Origin of the sequence: Nitrincola schmidtii, from assembly GCF_008973715.1 — a bacterium.
Lineage (GTDB): Bacteria > Pseudomonadota > Gammaproteobacteria > Pseudomonadales > Balneatricaceae > Nitrincola > Nitrincola schmidtii.
On sequence record NZ_WBOL01000003.1, the window covers coordinates 175,618 to 193,881 of the forward strand.

Here is an 18,264-nt window from a genome sequence, read left to right on the forward strand (position 1 = left end):
TCGCTGGGTTTTTGCTTTGTTTCAATGATGAGTTATATCTTATGTTTAAGTACAATGACCGCAAGCATTCATTCCGTTATCGCACAGGAAAGTTGATTGAAAACTTACTTTCAATCGGTGGTATGCGATCACTAGATTCGCAATTTCTGTTTTCATATGTAGTAATGTTCTTGCTCACTGGCTTGAGCCTAATGTTTGTGTTGCTGACCATCAACAATCCAGATCAACTATTTTGGCTTCACTACTCGGTCTATGCCTCCATTCTTGTTTTAATATTGTTGGTGTTTGGGCGTATGTTCGGCATGACAGTGATGATGCGCCAAGTGAAAAACCTGCGTGATCATTTACAAATCTTGTCAGAAGGTAACTTTTCTATCCCCATCGAAGTTGATAACCCCAACAACGAAATTGGTCAAAACTATACCGCTTATAACAAAATTATCATGGGTGTTGGTGAGTTACTGCATAAAGTGACTGTAACCTCAGGCCGAGTCAGTACCAGTGCTGATCAAGTATCGACCACATTGTATGACACGCGACGTGGAACTGGGATTCAATTGGAAGAAACCGAGCAATTAGCCGCAGCTATCACTGAGATGGCGGCAACGGTGCAAGAAGTTGCACACAGTGCTGCGAATGCAGCGACTTCTGCCAGTCACGCTAGTCATGCTGCTTCTCAAGGGCAGTTACTAATAAATGAAACCGTTACCAGTATTCGAAGCGTTGCTGATCGTGTGGCTGAATCGGGTCAAACTATTGCAGAACTGTCAGAAGGCAGTAAAAAAGTCAGTCAAATTATCGATGTCATTAATGCAATAGCAGAGCAAACTAATCTGTTGGCGCTTAATGCAGCTATTGAAGCTGCAAGAGCAGGTGATCAAGGGCGAGGATTTGCTGTCGTTGCTGATGAAGTAAGAACTCTCGCACAGCGAACACAAGAATCCACTGAAAACATTGCCGTCATTATTGATCAGCTTCTACATCAGTCATCTTCTGCAGTTGATGTGATTCAGCGAAGTCAAACAGAGGTATCTATTTGTGTGGAACGCGCTGATCAGGCAGGACAGACATTAACTGAGATAGTGAATTCGGTGAGTATTATCTCAGATATGAATACGCAAATCGCAACGGCAGCAGAAGAGCAAAGTCAGGTAGCGCAGGATATGGACCTGAATATTAATAAGGTTGCTGATCAGGCACGTCGTACCAATAATTATGCTGAACAAACAGTATCGGCAACCAATCAGATTGGCTCTCATATTCAGCAGTTGAATGATGAGCTCTCTCATTTCAAAACGTTAGTGAAAGGTGTTGATTTAAGTGCGGCAAAATCTGCTCACTTGGCATGGAAAACACGACTGCGCTCATTCTTGGATGGTAAAAGTAGTTTGTCCTTAAAAGAAGCCGTTTCTCATCACGATTGCGCTTTTGGTAAATGGTTTTACTCTTCAGGTCTTGAAAAGTATGGTCATATGAATGATCTGAAACTCATTGAAAAACCACATGAAGAACTCCATGCCATGGTGCGTGAAGCAATTAAGTTTAAGGATAATCATGACTTTGAAGGAGCCGAACGCTGCTACGATAGGGTGTCAGAGATCTCCGCACACATTGTAGAGTTACTGAATAAGTTAGAGGATTCCGTCGCTAAATCTTAAGATATTAGCGACGGTAAAGAGGTTTTATCGTTTTAGTAACAACCACGCTTCGGCATAATCACCAATGTGGCGGTTGTTACTATGATAATCATCCCAATCGCGATAATAGCCACTTAACCAATCCAGTTGATACAGGTTGTCATGAAACGCGCCACCGGTATCCGCCATGACGGTTAAACGAAACACCGGTTGTCCATGTTCCTCTGTTCTCAGCAAAATAAGTCGTCCTAAACCTAGTTGGAAGATATCGCCTGCGACAGTGACTTGGGGTTTTATGGGTATTTTGTAATCCGCATCTTTACCATAACCTAAGACTCCCGGTACTTCCTTAAAATACCAGTAACGTTCTTGTTGCTCTGGGCGAATGGTTCGGTCGTAAGCAATACCGTTATTACGATGGACATTAAAATAGCGGCGCTGACCATTGGGTTCATCAACCACAGCGGTACCTTGAAGCAGTGCGCCCTCCAAATCACTACGACTTAACCATATCAGTGATGGTGCTAGGTTTAGCATATAGCTAGATTCTGATGAAGTCTCTTTCGCAACGATCGCTTGTTTGCCATAACGATAACGAGTGATTTCGTCACGTTTTGCATCCGCTTCTGCCAATGTTAAATGCGCTTCATCAAACGGTAAACCATACAAGGCATGAGGCGTTTGCTGTGTTTGCTGTGGCTGTCCATCAGTCAGGCGCACATAGTACTTAGTCAGTAATAAACGATCTGCAGGTAAACGCTGAAGCAAAGGCTTCCCTTCACTTAACTGATTGGCTCGTTGTTGATCAGGTGACCAGCGAACGAGTTCAAAGTGTTGTGTAATGAAGTCTGGATTGGTTAAGCGAGAAACACGACCTGCTTGCTGATCCTCATTCACAACATCACAGATAAAAGTGAGCGTTTCTTTGATACGTTCTGGTGGTGTTTTCAACCAAGGTGTCGTACCGCCGTGAATGGTTGCAGGATCATACGCATGACCTTGACTTAGGTAATGATGAGTTTGTTGGGCGACATTACAAAGATCCTCACTAAGATCCAACCAAGTACCGGCAGGCAATTGAGTTTCGGATGAAAAGGTTGGCTTGGCCAACGTAAAAGCGCTAAAACTACTTGCGCTGATTAGCAAAGAGAGCGCTATAGCAAGTTTGTTAGATGTATTCATCGAATGGCATGTTCTCAGAAGTTGATTTCAGCCATCAAGTGTATCAAAGCAAATGTGAATGCTAAATGAGCGGTTGATCAATTCGCTTGTGGTCTTATCATTCAGAATATTTTGATGATTTGTGCTAGTGGGCTATTTAGAGGTGAGGATTTTATCAAAAAGTACAGATTGCCGTTGTAATAACGGCAATCAAAAACAACAATGATTAGTAACCTGCTAAGCCTAGAGCTTGTTCAAACTGATCGGCATTTAACACGTCACGCCAATGATTAACGCAATTAGCTCGCATAAGCACCAATTGAGTTTCCAACGAACCGATTTCGGCGGCAAGAGAGTCGAGCACCTCTTGTGATTCATTGGCAATAATTGCTGAACGCAATGCCGCTCTCACCTCAACCGCCTTATCTTCAACCACGCCGCGTTGCGAAGGCATCGAAGCCATCCAATTTTTAACTGCTTCACGTTGTAAATCATTCAGGTTAAACGCATCTTGATTCTGAGCAACGGCAGGTGTCAGTAACATAAGAGGGCTGGACAATTCACTAATATCACGAGACATTGCCGTTGATGAAGCGGTACAGATTGCTAAAGCGATCAAAAGTTTTTTCATGACGAACTCCTTGAATTAGTTCCAGCTATATTAGCGAAATCTGGAGTCGATGAAACTGTGGCATATTGCCGCATCTTGGACCCATCACTGACCCACAGCGACACCATTACGAATATCAGCAAGTTTAACCATCAAGGTCATCGAATCTAGTGGGGAGGGATCGAAGCCAATATTTTTATAAAACGCCTGAGCTTCGGCAGACAGTGCATGAACTAGCATTCCACGAATACCAATAATTTCAGCGGCGCTTAATACACGCAAGCACGCATCACGCACTAAGGCGCGCCCCATGCCTTGTCCTTGAAAAAATTCATCTATCGCCAGTCGACCTAAAACTACTACCGGAATTGGATCAGGCATGTTGCGTCGCAATCGACCTGTTGCAGCCACCTCGGCAACGGCGCTAGATGCCAGTGCATAATATGCTGCAACACGCTTTCCCTCACACACAACGAAGGTACGTGAGGCACCTGTTTGCTGGTTTTTCAATGCTTTCTTCTTAAGCCAATGATCAAGGCTTTCAACACCGCAGGCAAAGGATTCAATGTCATGATCTGCATTAATGGGTTCAGGTGCTGACAGTTTCACGCCGACTCCCAGGGTGTGGTTGTTTGTAGCGTTTTCTGCAAACGAGCGTTGGATGCTGGTTGAGAATCAAGGCGAGCCACAAATTTGGCATAGGCTTCAGAGCTGACACAGATGAGTGCTTGATCAAGCAGTGCTTCTTCCGCAGCAAGTTGAGCTGCTTCAAGAATAAAGTCAGTACGATTTTTACCGCGCACTTTCGCAGCACGATCAATAAGACCTCGCACCTCCGGCTTGATGCGTAGATTAAGTGTATCTCGTTTAGGAGCTGGCTCGACACTGGACATGATTGTTAATCCTCTAATGCATAATGTACTTGAGTATAGCTGTGCGTAGTGTCATTGTCATTACGGTAATAAATCAAAAAACCGATTTTAGCGAGATCGTGAAAAAATGCACATGATGCTTGAGGTTTTGAGCGGCTAGCTCAAACGAGAGACGCCTGTTCTAATGTACTGACCATCTCTGCCCCAGCTTCCTCAGCCGGAAACCACAAACCAAACCATCCCCCCCAATACCCCGTAATATAGAAAAAACCTATCCATCCAAATCAAATTTTGATTTGAACACAACGCCACAATGCTAGATCATTGTCACCAACACAATTAACACCTGCGATGACACAGAGGCACTTGATCAATGATTCCACGTTTAGCCGAACTTAACCCGGTGCAAACGCTTTATCTCGACTTTCTCGACACCCTAAAACATCAGGGCTTTGAAGGCGATCTCAACCCTGACTATGCCAATCGAGTGGTATTGGCAACCGATAACAGTATCTATCAAGTGCTGCCTCAAGGTGTGCTCTACCCGAAAAATACCGAAGACCTTGTTCGTATCGCTCGACTCGCGGATCAACCGCGCTTTCATAACGTTGTCCTCAGTGCACGCGGGGGTGGTACCGGCACCAATGGACAGTCGTTGACCGATGGCCTCATCGTTGACTGCTCTAAGTACATGAACCGTATTTTGGAAATTAATCCGGATGAGCGCTGGGTTCGAGTGCAGGGTGGGGTGGTTAAGGATCAACTCAATAAAGCATTAAAACCCTATGGCCTGTTTTTTGCTCCAGAACTCTCCACCAGTAATCGAGCTACCCTTGGTGGCATGATCAATACCGATGCCAGTGGTCAAGGTTCCGTGCTCTATGGCAAAACCCGTGACCATGTCTTGTCGCTCAAAAGTGTATTGATTGGAGGTGAATGCTGGGATTCCAGAGCCATTTCGGATGAGGAGTTGGCCGTTCACCAGCAGCATGAAGGCCGAATTGGTGAAATTCACCGTGAAGTCAATGCCCTTTTTGAAACCCATAAAGCACAAATAGATGCCTGTTTTCCTAAGCTTAACCGTTGTTTAACCGGTTATGATTTAGCGCATATTCGTGACGAATCCGGTCGATTTAACCTTAATTCCTTGCTCTGCGGTGCGGAAGGTTCACTGGCTTTTATTGCTGAAGCTAAATTGAATGTATTACCGATTCCCAAGTTTGCCGCTTTGGTAAACGTGAAATACGACAGTTTCGAGTCCTCTTTGCGCGACGCCAAAGCCTTAATGGGTTGGCAGCCTACATCTATCGAAACGATTGATTCCAAAGTGTTGAATTTGGCGATGGGTGATATTGTTTGGGATAGCGTACGTGACTATTTTCCTCAAGAAGAGGGTGAGCCGGATATTCGTGGTATCAACCTGATTGAATACACCAGCGATGACGAACAGGATCTGAAAGCGAAAGTCGATGTGCTTTGTCAGCATTTAACCCAGGTAAAAGGGCAAGCAGGTAAAAGCTTTGGCTATTCAGTGGTCTATGGTGCCGCAGAGATCAACAAAGTCTGGGCAATGCGCAAAAAAGCAGTGGGCTTGTTAGGCAATGCTCAGGGCGATAAACGTCCGGTGGCTTTTGTTGAAGATACCGCCGTTCCTCCCGAAAATCTTGCTGATTTTATCATGGAGTTCCGTAAGGTCTTGGATGATCGCGGCTTGGCCTATGGTATGTTTGGCCACGTTGATGCCGGTGTATTGCATGTGCGTCCTGCGTTGGATATGAAAGATCCTGAACAGGAAAAGCTGGTGCGTGAAATCACCGATCAGGTCGTACAATTAACAGTGAAGTACAAAGGCTTGTTGTGGGGTGAGCATGGTAAAGGTGTTCGCTCTGAATATGCACCGGAATTTTTTGGTGAACTCTATCCTCAGTTACAGCGCATCAAAGCACTGTTTGATCCACGCAATCAGATGAACCCTGGCAAAATTGCCACTCCAGCGACGGTTGACGGTGCGCAACTGTTAAAAATAGATGAAGTACCGATGCGTGGTCAGCATGATCGTCAAATTCCTGTTGAAGTGCGGGAAACCTATGATTCAGCCATGCACTGTAACGGTAATGGTGCTTGCTTCAATTATGATCCGCAAGATGCCATGTGTCCGTCCTGGAAGGGGACGCGTCAGCGAATTCATTCTCCCAAGGGGCGCTCCTCTTTGATACGCGAATGGCTCAAGTTAATGAGCCAGCGCGGAACGGATCTCAACACCGAGGCAAATCAGGTTCGAGAATCCGGTTTCATCAGCAGCCTTCCGAAGCGTTTAATCAACACCGTGAAGCGTGATCGTGGTGAGTATGATTTCTCCAACGAAGTGCATGAAGCGATGATGGGTTGTCTTGCCTGTAAGTCGTGTGTCGGGCAATGTCCCATTAAGGTCAATGTTCCAGACTTTAGAGCACGTTTTCTGGAAGTTTACTACGGACGTTATCTGCGTCCAGTGAAAGATTATCTGGTAGGCAGTTTGGAGTTTATGATTCCGACCTTGGCGAAGTTTCCGCAACCCTATAATTGGGCGATGGAGAACAGTTTTGTTCGCGCGGTAATGAAGCGCTTTGGTGGTATGGTCGACAGTCCTGTGATTTGCCGCCACAGCTTGCGCCAGGGTTTGCTAGAGCGTTCGATTGATTTTGCATCGCCAGAGACCATTCAGCAACTGACAGACTCGCAGCGCCAGCGTAGTGTGATTATTGTTCAAGACGCCTTTACCAGTTATTTTGAAACCCAACTGGTACTAGACTTGATCGACCTCCTCAGCCATTTGGGCTTTAACGTGTTGGTGGCGCCTTTTATGCCTAATGGCAAGCCTTTGCATGTCCATGGATTTATGCAGGCCTTTAACAAAGCGGCAGAGAAAAACGCTCAAATGTTAACGGCACTGGAAAGCACCGGTGTGCCACTGATCGGTATCGATCCTTCGATGACCTTAACCTATCGTTCAGAATATAAAGACATAGGTACTGAGTTACCTAAGGTCCAGCTGATTCAAGAGTGGTTAGCCGAGGCGCTAAAAACTTTTCCTGTTAAAGGGGAAACCACACAACACACCTTTAAGTTGATGGCGCACTGCACCGAAAAAACTAATGCCGCACCGTCGATACGTCAGTGGCAAGAGGTGTTTGCCGCGCTCGGGCAAAAACTTGAGGTGCTGGCAACGGGTTGTTGCGGTATGTCAGGAACCTTTGGTCATGAAACCAACAACTACAAGCTTTCTAAAGAGATTTATGCCCTAAGCTGGAGCGAAATAGTGAATAGCCCAGAGCATCGAGGTCAGTTGCTGGCAACGGGTTATTCTTGTCGTTCACAAGTGAAACGCTTAGATGATCAGCATTTGTTGCATCCAGTTCAGGCGCTTTTATCGATAGTGCAAAAGTTGTAATGCATTTTAGTGACTGATAAGACAGACTATTCGCCATTAATTAACATGAATTTAGGAGAAAACCATGGAAGATTTATTACCGGAACTCTGTGATCAATTTCCGGATCTAGTGCGCGTAGTAGAACCGATGTTTGCAAACTTAGGTGGTCGTGAAACCTTTGGTGGTGAAATTGTGACCATCAAAGCTTTTGAGGATAACTCCTTAGTGCGTGAACAGGTTGCGCAACCCGGCGAAGGAAAAGTACTGGTTGTTGATGGTGGCGGTTCTATGCGCCGTGCCATGTTAGGCGATATGCTGGCTGAAAAAGCAGAAAAAAATGGTTGGGAAGGGATTATCATTTATAGCTGCATCCGTGATGTGAATGCCATCGGTCAATTGGATCTGGGTGTTCAGGCATTGGGAACACATCCGATGAAAACCGACAAGCGTGGGCTGGGTGATTTAAACGTCCCTGTGACATTTGGTGGTGTCACCTTTACTCCCGGTGAATATGTCTATGCCGACAACAATGGTGTATTGGTTTCTGCACAGAAGCTTGAGTTGGCGGATGCATAAACAGGCCTGTGCATGAGCCAGCCTCACCATTGGATAAGTTCAACCATTCTTCTTTCGGTGTTAAAACAGCACCCTAATGGCATGAGTGAACATGCTTTACTGCTGTGGTTAAAAGAGAAGAACCATATCCAGCTAGAACCGGATGAGTTTCACGATATGATGAAACTCTTTCGTGTTCACTTTCTGTTATTTCATCGCTTATACCAATTACAAGATGAGTTGCATGCATCACAACAGGGATCATTATCCATTCACTCATTACGCATTCGCTATTTACCTTATTATGCGTGTGAGGATGCATTGATTCTGAATGATCCTTTAAGAGTTTATTATTTGGATCTTAATAACTTAAAAGATACGAATGAAGTAGACCTAGAGGAAATGTTGGCGAAATTTTGGACCTCGTTAGGGCATTTAGATGCACATGTACACGGACATCAAAAGCGCCAAGAAGCACTTAAATTGCTGGATTTGGATACCGCTGCGACAGACAAAGAGATCAAGCATGCATGGCGTCGATTAGCGATGCAGCATCATCCCGATCGGGGTGGAGATGAGGAGCAAATTAAAGCACTGAATCAAGCAGTGTCGGTGCTTTTGTCGCGATGATGTTTGAACTTAGCGTCATATCTTTGATCAGATCCTTTCGAGCCATTTAATGTAGCACTCAGTCTTACAAAATTAGAATGATTCAATCGGCAAAAATTGATTGATTTTTTGATCCCAAACAGGAATGCATATGCCAAAAATAGCTAAAGTCTCTATCTATCTTATTTCAGCCATACTGATTGGTTGGGTGATGTGGACATATCTGGGTGTGAAGCCTATGTCTAAAGACTTATCGGTCATTGGTGAAGGTATGCCCGCTGTTGTGTTGGTGTATGAAAGCTATGCTCCAGCTGGTATGGAAGCCATGGAGCGCTTAAAGAAAGTGCGACCTGAACTTGAGTCTTACATGCATTTTCGTGTCGCGCACATTGGAACGCCTGAAGGTGACTTATTCGTACGTCGTCATGATGCGTTTGATGGCGTCATGGTGCTTTTTGATAGTTCAGGTGAGGTTGTAAGAGTCACCATGGTGCCCCAAGCGATCGATCAACTGAAAGCGGAACTGGTTCGCTTACAATAAGATCTTTGCTAGTTGCTGAACTTTCAGATATACAGCATAATCTAACTACTAAATGAGCTGCCCTTGTATTTAGGTCGGCTTTATTAATTTACAAATACACTAGAGCAGGGCCACCCAATGAGGGTGGCTTTGTTTTTTTATGGTCACTGATAAATAAATGCCACCAGCGTAAGGTTACGCAGGAGTCGTAAACGGAGATGAAGATGTCAGAATTGCCCCCAATTAAAGTTACCGAGCTAGATATTGATCGATTGGAAGGAATGCTTGATAAAGCCCCTTATCGAGGTGACACACGCTACAACGGGTTGCGTGATGAACTGGCACGCGCCATCGTCGTGGGTAATGATGAAATGCCCGAAGACGTGGTGCGTATGAACTCGACTGTCACCTTTGAAGTGGAAGAGAGTGGTCAACAATTTCAGCGTACACTTTGCTATCCTCATGAAATTAAAGGTCAGCCTGACACCATCTCTATCTTCGCACCTATCGGAAGTGCGTTGTTAGGCTTGTCTGTCGGTCAGTTGATTGATTGGGAACTTCCAGATACCAAACATCGTCATGTTAAGATTATTAAAGTGGAAAATGTAGTGACGGTTTAATCACTAAAGATTCACCGATCTAAAGAGGATGTACGTGTACGATTTACTTATTTTTGATTGGGATGGCACCATCATCGATTCTGAAGCAAGCATCATAAATAGTATGCAAGCGGCAGCGAGAGATTTGACCATTGATGAACCTGCTGATGCTGCTGTGCGTAACATCATTGGGTTAGGTTTGCCTGAAGCGATTCGGATGTTGTTTCCCGATGCTGATGACAAGTTTGTCATATCCCTAAGAGAGCGTTACGTGCATCATTTTTTATCCGCTGATCCGAGTCGTTCTTGCTTATTTCCAGGTGTTCGCGAAGCCTTGCACAATTTACATCATCAAGGATTTCGCTTGGCGGTGGCGACAGGTAAGAGTCGAAGAGGCTTAAACCGTGTACTTGAGGATACGCAGCTAGGAAAGCTGTTCGAGATTACTAAGTGTGCAGATGAAACAGCGTCTAAGCCCGACCCAATGATGCTGGAAGAGATTCTATTTGTCACCGATGTGCCGACTCATCGAGCCGTCATGATCGGTGATACTGAGTATGATCTTGAAATGGGGCATCGAGCCAAAATGGATACTATAGCCGTTAGTTATGGTGCACATACCATGGAGCGTTTATCACGCTGGAATCCGGTACGAGAAGTCGATGAGTTTGCAGAGTTAGAGGAATGGCTGTTAAGTCATAGACAATAATTTAACGATAGTAAGATTTCATCAACAGCAGTTACAGAAAGCATCCATAGACAGAAAGCTAATTAAAAGGAGATCGATGTGAGTCAAAATCCTTGGGATGATCCAGATAAAAAAGACCCATTAACCACCGATGACGTATCTGGTGAAGCAACTGATGCAGCAGAGCCTCCTAAACTTGACACCAAGGTAGATAAAGCCTTGAAGTCTGTTGCTGATGGCGCGGATAAAAGTAAAGAGTGGCGTCTGATAGAAAAAGTAGTATCTACGCTGAATGTTGAGCAAAGACGCTCACGTCGTTGGGGGATCTTTTTTAAATCTTTGACCTTTATCTACCTTTTTGCCCTGCTAGGTATTTTCTTAATGGGTCGCGATATATCAGGCGCAAAAGAATCGGTAGATCGACAGCCTCATGTTGCTATCATCGAAGTTAGAGGTGTTATTGCGGACACCGCTGATGCGAGTGCTGATAATGTGATTACAGCCTTACGTAAAGCTTTTTCGACGCGTCAGGCAGAAGCCGTCATTTTGAGAATCAACAGTCCGGGCGGCAGTCCTGTTCAAGCGGGTTATATTAATGATGAAATTAACCGTTTAAGGGCCTTGAATCCCGATAAGAAAGTTTATGCTGTCATAACCGACATTGGCGCCTCAGGTGGTTATTATGTTGCCGTAGCTGCCGATGAAATCTACGCTGATAAATCAAGTCTTGTGGGTTCGATAGGTGTTACCGCTTCAGGGTTTGGTTTCGTTGATCTTATTGAAAAAATGGGTATCGAACGTCGTATTATGACTTCAGGTGATAATAAGGCATTTTTGGACCCGTTTAGCCCGCAGAAAGAAGATGAAACGGAATTTTGGAAAACTGTCTTAGCTACTACTCATCAGCAATTTATTCGTGTGGTTCAAGAGGGGCGAGGTGATCGTCTTGTTGATACTAATGAAGTGTTTACTGGATTAATTTGGAGTGGCGAGCAGGCTTTAGAGCTCGGCTTAATTGATGGATTAGGTAGCTCCAGTTATGTTGCTCGTGAGCTAGTGGGTGTCGAGCGTATTATTGACTACACACACACGCCATCACCTTTTGATCGATTATTTGATCGTTTAGGTGTATCTATCGCTAAGCACTTGTCCATGCAGTTAACGCAACAATGGGCACCAGAGCTGCGTTAATTGTTATAGCTAAATAACCTCAACACCGGCTTTCTCTAGTAGTCGCGTTAAGCGAATTAAAGGTAAGCCAATTAAGGTGTTGGGGTCTTCTCCATCTAGTTTATCAAATAGTACTATCCCCAGTCCTTCGGATTTGAAGCTGCCGGCGCAGTTGAAAGGTTGCTCTCTTTCTAAGTAACGATCAATCATCGAGTCAGTTAACTTGCGAAAGTGAACATCAAATGGAACAACCTCTGTCTGAGCAATCCCGGTTTCACTATCTAATAGGCTTAAGCCTGTTAAAAAAGTCATACAGCGACCAGATGCTTTTTTTAGCTGCTCAAAGGCTCTAGATTTTGTCCCTGGCTTACCAAGAATTTCACCATCTAGTACGGCAACTTGATCTGAACCTATAATCAAGGCGTTGGGAAGCTGCTGCATAACGGCTCTCGCTTTACTTTCTGCAAGCCTAGCAACGAGTTCATTAGGTGCTTCATCAGGAAAGGGTGTTTCATCCACATCGGGTTTTTTGCTTCGATAGGCAAATCCCAGTTTGTCTAACAATTCACGGCGGAAGGGGGAACTCGATGCAAGAACAATGGTTTTATGCATTCATCATTTTGCGCGAGAGACCCCGTACTTATTGTGCGGGGAAGGATAGCGCGGACTCGGTAGAGTCCTTGTTTTCCTGATTACTCGCGCCCTCTTGTTTAGTTAGTTGAAATGTTGTGATAGCCGTAACCATCACCGCGTTGAATTAAAGTGCAATACTTCCAGTTGATGCCTTGAATAATTTGGCTTCCCGTCTGGATATTGAAACTTCCGGTTTTTCGGATGGCGATCCGCCCAGTGTGGGTGCCTTCTTTCTTACCTGATGGCACCTCAGCCTTCACCAGATCACCGGTTTGAAAACCTTTAACACTCTTCTGGCGCATTAAGTAGCCGCGTGGGAAACCAAAGCGATCCAGTCGTGTGCGCTGATAACTACCACGCCCTGACGCCTTGATTTGCAAAGTAGGTTGCTTCCAGTTTTGGATTAAATCGACTGGGCCCACACAAGCAGCATCCAGTGCGTGTGTCTTTGGAATACCAAGACGTTGTCGATTGAACTTTGTTTTCCCGCCTGTGCTTGTTTTTACGGGTAATCCGGTCTGCTTGAGACGAGTAAACAGACACCAGCGTGTAACGTTTACGGCGGCGGCATCGCACAGTGGCTTCTTGCACTGCTTTAGTACACGTTCAAGCTGTTTACCCGATGACTTACCATTTTTCTTCAGGCGTGTTTTCAATCCTTTATCCTGTTCAAAAAATGCCTCAATCGGCATATTGTCTTTGCCCTGATTGCACGCGTGGCAGGATAACGTCAGGTTGCTCACACGGCTTGAGCCGCCTTTGCTTCTGGGGTAGATATGTTCAATCTCTAACGGTACGTTTTGCTCACCGCAATAAGCGCATTCTCTTCCCCATTTTTCAAGCAAGTATTCGCGTACTTCATACCCCAGTAGCGTTCCTTGTTGATACTCAACACCACTGATCTCGGGATTTTCGAGCATCTGTGTATCAAAGCGTACAAGCTCTTTCTGGATACCTGATATCGGGGCCAGCTTGATTAGGCGCTTAACCCAAGCCACCGTCGTATCCACGCGATGCTGCAGTGACGGTGGTAACCAACCTGTGGGTTTAGTGCGATTGTTAAATCGTGCAGGACGATAACGCAGTTGACTCCTACGGCGACGGCGAAAAGCGCGACGCTGCTCCAGCGCCTGCTTGATCTGAAAACCACGATGTATGAGCTCAAACAAGCTCAGTACCGATTGATTTTCAGGCTTTTGCTCATCTTCACGCACGACAGCTAACCCCGTGGTTTTGCTGCCAGGGTCAATTTTGACGTGTAATGGCTGAAAGCTAGACTCACCAGCCAATCTATCTTTCAGCCGGATGGAAAAAGGGCGCATCTTATGCACCACCGCCCGTCCACGCTCAACCAACTGCCGTGCTCGTTTTTCCGAGCAGGGCATAAGCGGCTTCTTGCGTTTATCCAAAACAAAAACAGCCATGCTGCTTTCTCCTGATTTAATCACAGTCCTTACGGACTCTAGTAACGCAGGGCTTGCGCCCTGTCTCCCCTCGGGAATGTCAGCAACCGGCTCCCGCTTTTTTAAGAAGCGGCGACTAGAACCTTCGGCGTTTTACCCTTCGCTGTCGTGATTCTAGTCTTCGAGAGCGGCGAACTGAGGAAGCATTCGCCGGTCGGTCTTAACGACCTGTTGCTAACGGAGCGGGTTAGATACCGCTTTCCCTGGACAACCAAGCTTGCTTTTACAAGCTCCTGCCTTCAGGCAGGGGTAGTTGACCTGGCCTTATCAGTTAAAATAGGGTGTTATCTTACTGTGTTATCGATTTTTATTGAAGGAAACGCCTGAATCCCTTTGACAGATGGGACTGCAGCCCCTAGAATTGCGCGCTTATGTCGAATGGTCCAATACCGAAAAAAGCAGATCCGCGCAAACTTGCTGAGCGGGGAGCGCAGATTACCGGAATCGCTGAAATTTCAGCGATGCCTCGCCTTGCATCTTTTTTGTGCAGCGAGCAAGGCGCAGTAGATGTAACTTTGGAATTTGCAGTAGATGAACAGCATCTGCGTACCGTGACAGGAACAGCTAAAGGTCAAGTATTGATGACCTGTCAGCGTTGCTTGGAGCCGGTCAGTATAGATGTCGAAGCAACCTTTAATCTTGCCGTTGTTCTTAACGACGAGCAAGCACGAAACCTGCCTCGATATTTTGATCCTCTTCTTGTGGAAGAGGAAGACGTAGAGTTGTTACCGATCGTTGAAGATGAACTTATTTTGAGCTTACCTAGCGTGCCAAAGCACCTGGATTGTTCAGTTAAAACATCTTGGGGCGAAAGTGAGACAGTTCGTCTTCAGCAAGAAAAACCTAACCCTTTCAGTGTGTTGGCCTCGTTGAAAGACAAGGTCGATAAGCGTTAATCAGGAGCTATATACCATGGCAGTACAGCAGAACAAAAAATCCCGTTCAAGACGCGATATGCGTCGTTCACACGATGCGCTGAGCGGCCCAACCCTAGCAGTTGATACAACGACTGGTGAAACTCACCGTCGTCACCATGTGACTGCAGACGGTTTCTACCGTGGCCGTCAGGTGATCAACAAGCAAGACGCTGAGTAAGCTTGTCTGAAAGACTAAGCATTGCTGTTGACGCGATGGGCGGGGACTTCGGTCCCCGTATCACCATTCCCGCATGCATTAATCAGTTAAAGAAATACCCTCAGTTACACATTCACCTAGCTGGTGATGTTTCAGTTTTAAATCCCTTTCTAAGTAAGCTGCCTAAGTATCTTAAAGATCGTATCCATTTGCTGCATACCGAATCCGTGGTTAGCATGGAAGACAAACCTTCGTTTGCCTTAAGGCATAGGCGCGATTCTTCTATGTTCAAAGCGATGCAGTTGGTTAAAGAAGGGCTTGCTTCAGCTTGTGTCAGTGGGGGTAATACCGGTGCATTGATGGCGTTTGGTTGTAGCCTGCTAGGTCGATTGGCTGGTATAGATCGCCCTGCCATTATTAGTGCGATACCAACGAACAAGGGTCATTGCTATCTGCTGGATTTGGGCGCGAATATCAACTGTAGTTCAGAGCAGTTGTATCAGTTTGCCTTGATGGGATCAGCGATGGTTTCAGCAGTGGAAAATAATCCTTCTCCTCGAGTGGCTTTGCTAAATATTGGTGTCGAAGAGATCAAAGGAAATGATCAGGTAAGACAGGCTGCACTTCTTATTCAAGCGCATACTGGTCTTAACTACATTGGCTATATAGAAGGTGGTGAGGTGTTTAATGACCGCGCAGATGTGATTGTTTGCGACGGTTTTACAGGAAATATCGCTTTAAAAAGTAATGAGGGTTTAGCGAGACTTATTGCGGATAAGTTAAAGCAAAGTTTTACTCGAAACCTTTATCGTCGTCTTTTGGGCTTGCTTGCTAAACCGGTTCTAAAAGAGTTACAGCAGCAAATAGATCCAGGTCGAAGGAATGGAGCCAGTTTATTAGGTTTGCAGGGAATTGTAGTCAAAAGCCATGGCAGTGCCAGTAGTCGTCATTTTGAAGCGGCTATAGAACAGGCAATAACAGATTCTAGACTGAATATTCCGGCCCGTATTGCTGCTAATCTTCAAAACCATCTCTCTTAGTCGATCGACTTATCGTTTATCTCTGCGCGCAATGTTGTACACTATGCTTTTTAGAACTTATGTATGAGTTTTATACTCAGGACTGTTGTAAGAGGAATTTATGTCGCAAGTGCTGGCTTTTGTGTTTCCGGGACAAGGTTCCCAGCAGCTAGGTATGTTGTCTGATTTAGCTGCAACTCATCCGGTCATTGAAGAAACCTTTGCTGAGGCTTCAAAAGCTTTAGGTTACGATCTTTGGAATCTAGTACAACAAGGGCCTGAAGAGCGCCTTAACTCCACTGAGGTCACTCAGCCAGCACTATTAACGGCTAGCGTTGCACTTTGGCGTCTTTGGTTGCAGCAGGGCGGTGCTAAACCCTCTGTGATGGCAGGCCATAGCTTAGGTGAATACTCGGCTTTGGTGTGTGCAGGATCACTGTCTTTAGCTGAAGGCGTAAAGCTAGTTCAGTTACGTGGCGAGTTGATGCAAAAAGCTGTTCCTGCAGGCACAGGTGCAATGGCCGCAATATTGGGCTTGGATGATGCAGGTGTTGCTGCTGCCTGTGAGTCTGTAGCTGAAGATCAAGTCGTTGCTCCGGTTAATTTTAATTGTCCAGGTCAAGTGGTGATTGCAGGTGAAAAGGCTGCGGTAGAGAGAGCGATGGAAGCTTGTAAAGCTGCGGGTGCTAAACGTGCCATTCCCCTTGCTGTTAGTGTTCCTTCACATTGTCGCCTTATGGAACCGATTGCACAAGAAATGGCCAAAGCACTCGCTGAAGTTGAGCTTTTGATGCCTGCTATTCCAGTGGTTCAAAACGTAACAGCAGATCTTTCTGGTAATCTAGAGCAGCTTCGCGAAAACCTAGTTTCACAATTATATTATCCCGTGCTTTGGACTGATTCAGTTAACCGAATGATTGCTGAAGGAGTCACTATGACGGTTGAATGCGGCCCTGGAAAAGTACTGTGTGGGCTAAATAAAAAAATAGATAAATCGCTTGAGGTTGTTTCGCTAACTGATTCTGCGAACTTCGAAAAAGCCCTAAGCCTAGTTTAATTTTGTGTGGATTCAGGGAGACTTATGAGTATTAAAGGTAAAGTCGCGCTTGTTACCGGTGCTACCCGTGGTATTGGTAAAGCCATTGCAGAAAACTTGGCGTCACAAGGCGCCATTGTCATCGGTACAGCAACCAGTGATAAGGGAGCCGATGCTATCAGTAGTTACCTATTAGCGGCTGGTAATGGCGGTTGCGGAATGGTTCTTGATGTTGCGGATGCTGCGTCTATCGATGGAGTTCTAAAAGCAATTACCGAAAGATTTGGTGCTGTTGAGATTCTGGTTAATAATGCTGGTATCACTCGCGACAATATTATGATGCGTATGAAGGACGACGAGTGGGATTCTGTCATCAACACCAACCTAAGTGCTAACTTTCGTTTAGCAAAAGGTTGCTTGCGTGGCATGACTAAAGCTCGCTGGGGGCGTATTATAAGCATCAGTTCGGTTGTCGGTTCGATGGGTAATGCAGGTCAAGCTAACTATGCTGCAGCGAAAGCTGGACTAGAAGGCTTCTCACGCGCATTGGCTCGAGAGATCGCTAGCCGAAATATTACCGTCAATTGCGTTGCTCCAGGTTTTATTGAAACGGATATGACCTCTGGTCTTGCTGATGAGCATAAAAACATTCTGCAAGGGCAAATTCCGATGGCTCGCTTAGGTCAACCCGATGAAATTGCTTCAGTTGTTGGATTTTTGGCAAGTGAGGGTGGTAGTTACGTAACAGGTGAAACAATACATGTCAATGGCGGCATGTATATGGCTTAAATGCACATAATCAGCAACAAAGAATTGTTTTTTGTGCTGATATGTTGATAATTGTCGGTCAGCAATAACTAAATCGGTCGACATGCTTGCTAGTGTGTCATTGGTTCTAATAAAATTGCGTCTCGCATCTTGGGATGTGATGGTGTCTATAAGTATATAGGAAGAGATATGAGTAATATTGAAGAGCGCGTTAAGAAAATCATCGCTGAGCAACTGGGTGTAAAAGAAGAGGAAGTTGTTAATAGTGCTTCTTTCGTTGAAGACCTAGGTGCAGACTCGCTCGACACCGTTGAGCTGGTGATGGCACTAGAAGAAGAATTTGAAACTGAAATTCCTGACGAAGAAGCTGAAAAAATTACCACTGTTCAGCTAGCAATTGACTACATCAACGCTCATCAGTAATCAATAAGATTCTGGTG

General features: G+C 45.3%; 20 protein-coding genes. 14 read left to right on the forward strand and 6 right to left on the reverse strand.

Going from position 1 to position 18,264, the window contains the following annotated elements:
- Positions 1–41: 41 nt before the first annotated feature.
- Positions 42–1,658: a methyl-accepting chemotaxis protein gene (locus F7R24_RS04100; protein ID WP_151669977.1), complete on the forward strand. Its 1,617-nt coding sequence runs from the start codon at positions 42–44 to the stop codon at positions 1,656–1,658.
- A gap of 24 nt (positions 1,659–1,682) precedes the next feature.
- On the opposite strand, the gene F7R24_RS04105 is transcribed toward F7R24_RS04100, so the two are convergent.
- From F7R24_RS04105 to F7R24_RS04120, 4 genes are all read right to left on the reverse strand, one after another.
- A complete protein-coding gene (locus F7R24_RS04105) occupies positions 1,683–2,819 on the reverse strand; it encodes an MltA domain-containing protein (protein ID WP_151669978.1) in 1,137 nt (378 codons plus the stop codon).
- Between the two features lie 205 nt (positions 2,820–3,024).
- Positions 3,025–3,429, reverse strand: coding sequence for a hypothetical protein (locus F7R24_RS04110; RefSeq protein ID WP_151669979.1), 405 nt, complete (start codon positions 3,427–3,429; stop codon positions 3,025–3,027).
- A gap of 84 nt (positions 3,430–3,513) precedes the next feature.
- Complete coding sequence (locus F7R24_RS04115; protein ID WP_151669980.1) at positions 3,514–4,017, reverse strand: GNAT family N-acetyltransferase; 504 nt, start codon at positions 4,015–4,017, stop codon at positions 3,514–3,516.
- A complete protein-coding gene (locus F7R24_RS04120) occupies positions 4,014–4,301 on the reverse strand; it encodes a type II toxin-antitoxin system TacA family antitoxin (RefSeq protein ID WP_151669981.1) in 288 nt (95 codons plus the stop codon). Before F7R24_RS04120 ends, F7R24_RS04115 begins: the two co-directional genes overlap by 4 nt.
- Before the next feature lie 352 nt (positions 4,302–4,653).
- On the opposite strand from F7R24_RS04120, the gene ydiJ reads away from it, so the two are divergent.
- The 7 genes from ydiJ (at position 4,654) to F7R24_RS04155 (ending at position 11,852) form a co-directional block, all read left to right on the forward strand.
- Complete coding sequence (gene ydiJ / locus F7R24_RS04125; protein ID WP_151669982.1) at positions 4,654–7,710, forward strand: D-2-hydroxyglutarate dehydrogenase YdiJ; 3,057 nt, start codon at positions 4,654–4,656, stop codon at positions 7,708–7,710.
- A gap of 64 nt (positions 7,711–7,774) precedes the next feature.
- Positions 7,775–8,266 (forward strand): ribonuclease E activity regulator RraA, encoded by a 492-nt coding sequence (rraA, locus tag F7R24_RS04130; RefSeq protein ID WP_151669983.1) that lies wholly within the window; start codon positions 7,775–7,777, stop codon positions 8,264–8,266.
- Between the two features lie 12 nt (positions 8,267–8,278).
- Positions 8,279–8,875, forward strand: coding sequence for a DNA-J related domain-containing protein (locus tag F7R24_RS04135; RefSeq protein ID WP_151669984.1), 597 nt, complete (start codon positions 8,279–8,281; stop codon positions 8,873–8,875).
- 130 nt (positions 8,876–9,005) lie between these two features.
- Entirely contained in the window at positions 9,006–9,395 is a 390-nt protein-coding gene (locus F7R24_RS04140) for a hypothetical protein (RefSeq protein ID WP_151669985.1), read from the forward strand.
- A gap of 203 nt (positions 9,396–9,598) precedes the next feature.
- Positions 9,599–9,994 carry a nucleoside diphosphate kinase regulator gene (gene rnk, locus F7R24_RS04145; RefSeq protein WP_151669986.1) on the forward strand — a complete coding sequence of 132 codons (396 nt, stop codon included), beginning with the start codon at positions 9,599–9,601 and terminating at the stop codon, positions 9,992–9,994.
- Between the two features lie 34 nt (positions 9,995–10,028).
- Complete coding sequence (locus F7R24_RS04150; protein WP_206057468.1) at positions 10,029–10,682, forward strand: HAD family hydrolase; 654 nt, start codon at positions 10,029–10,031, stop codon at positions 10,680–10,682.
- Between the two features lie 78 nt (positions 10,683–10,760).
- The gene (locus tag F7R24_RS04155; RefSeq protein ID WP_420812978.1) at positions 10,761–11,852 is read left to right on the forward strand and encodes a S49 family peptidase; all 1,092 of its coding nucleotides are present in this window, start codon (positions 10,761–10,763) and stop codon (positions 11,850–11,852) included.
- 9 nt (positions 11,853–11,861) lie between these two features.
- Here the strand turns inward: F7R24_RS04155 and F7R24_RS04160 are convergent, their stop codons facing one another.
- Together F7R24_RS04160 and iscB are read right to left on the reverse strand one after the other, a co-directional pair.
- Entirely contained in the window at positions 11,862–12,443 is a 582-nt protein-coding gene (locus F7R24_RS04160; RefSeq protein ID WP_151669988.1) for a Maf family protein, read from the reverse strand.
- A 98-nt stretch (positions 12,444–12,541) separates the two neighbouring features.
- Positions 12,542–13,888 (reverse strand): RNA-guided endonuclease IscB, encoded by a 1,347-nt coding sequence (gene iscB / locus F7R24_RS04165; RefSeq protein WP_151669989.1) that lies wholly within the window; start codon positions 13,886–13,888, stop codon positions 12,542–12,544.
- Between the two features lie 410 nt (positions 13,889–14,298).
- Between iscB and F7R24_RS04170 the strand changes: the two genes are divergently transcribed.
- The 6 genes from F7R24_RS04170 to acpP all read left to right on the forward strand — a co-directional run bounded on the left by F7R24_RS04170 (position 14,299) and on the right by acpP (position 18,247).
- The gene (locus F7R24_RS04170; protein ID WP_151669990.1) at positions 14,299–14,823 is read left to right on the forward strand and encodes a YceD family protein; all 525 of its coding nucleotides are present in this window, start codon (positions 14,299–14,301) and stop codon (positions 14,821–14,823) included.
- 16 nt (positions 14,824–14,839) lie between these two features.
- Entirely contained in the window at positions 14,840–15,022 is a 183-nt protein-coding gene (gene rpmF, locus F7R24_RS04175) for a 50S ribosomal protein L32 (protein ID WP_151669991.1), read from the forward strand.
- A gap of 2 nt (positions 15,023–15,024) precedes the next feature.
- Positions 15,025–16,041, forward strand: a complete 1,017-nt coding sequence (gene plsX / locus F7R24_RS04180) for a phosphate acyltransferase PlsX (protein WP_151669992.1) — start codon at positions 15,025–15,027, stop codon at positions 16,039–16,041.
- 100 nt (positions 16,042–16,141) lie between these two features.
- Positions 16,142–17,077: an ACP S-malonyltransferase gene (fabD, locus tag F7R24_RS04185; RefSeq protein ID WP_151669993.1), complete on the forward strand. Its 936-nt coding sequence runs from the start codon at positions 16,142–16,144 to the stop codon at positions 17,075–17,077.
- 24 nt (positions 17,078–17,101) lie between these two features.
- Positions 17,102–17,845 (forward strand): 3-oxoacyl-ACP reductase FabG, encoded by a 744-nt coding sequence (gene fabG / locus F7R24_RS04190; protein ID WP_151669994.1) that lies wholly within the window; start codon positions 17,102–17,104, stop codon positions 17,843–17,845.
- A 168-nt stretch (positions 17,846–18,013) separates the two neighbouring features.
- The gene (acpP, locus tag F7R24_RS04195) at positions 18,014–18,247 is read left to right on the forward strand and encodes an acyl carrier protein (protein ID WP_010323864.1); all 234 of its coding nucleotides are present in this window, start codon (positions 18,014–18,016) and stop codon (positions 18,245–18,247) included.
- Positions 18,248–18,264 lie beyond the last annotated feature (17 nt).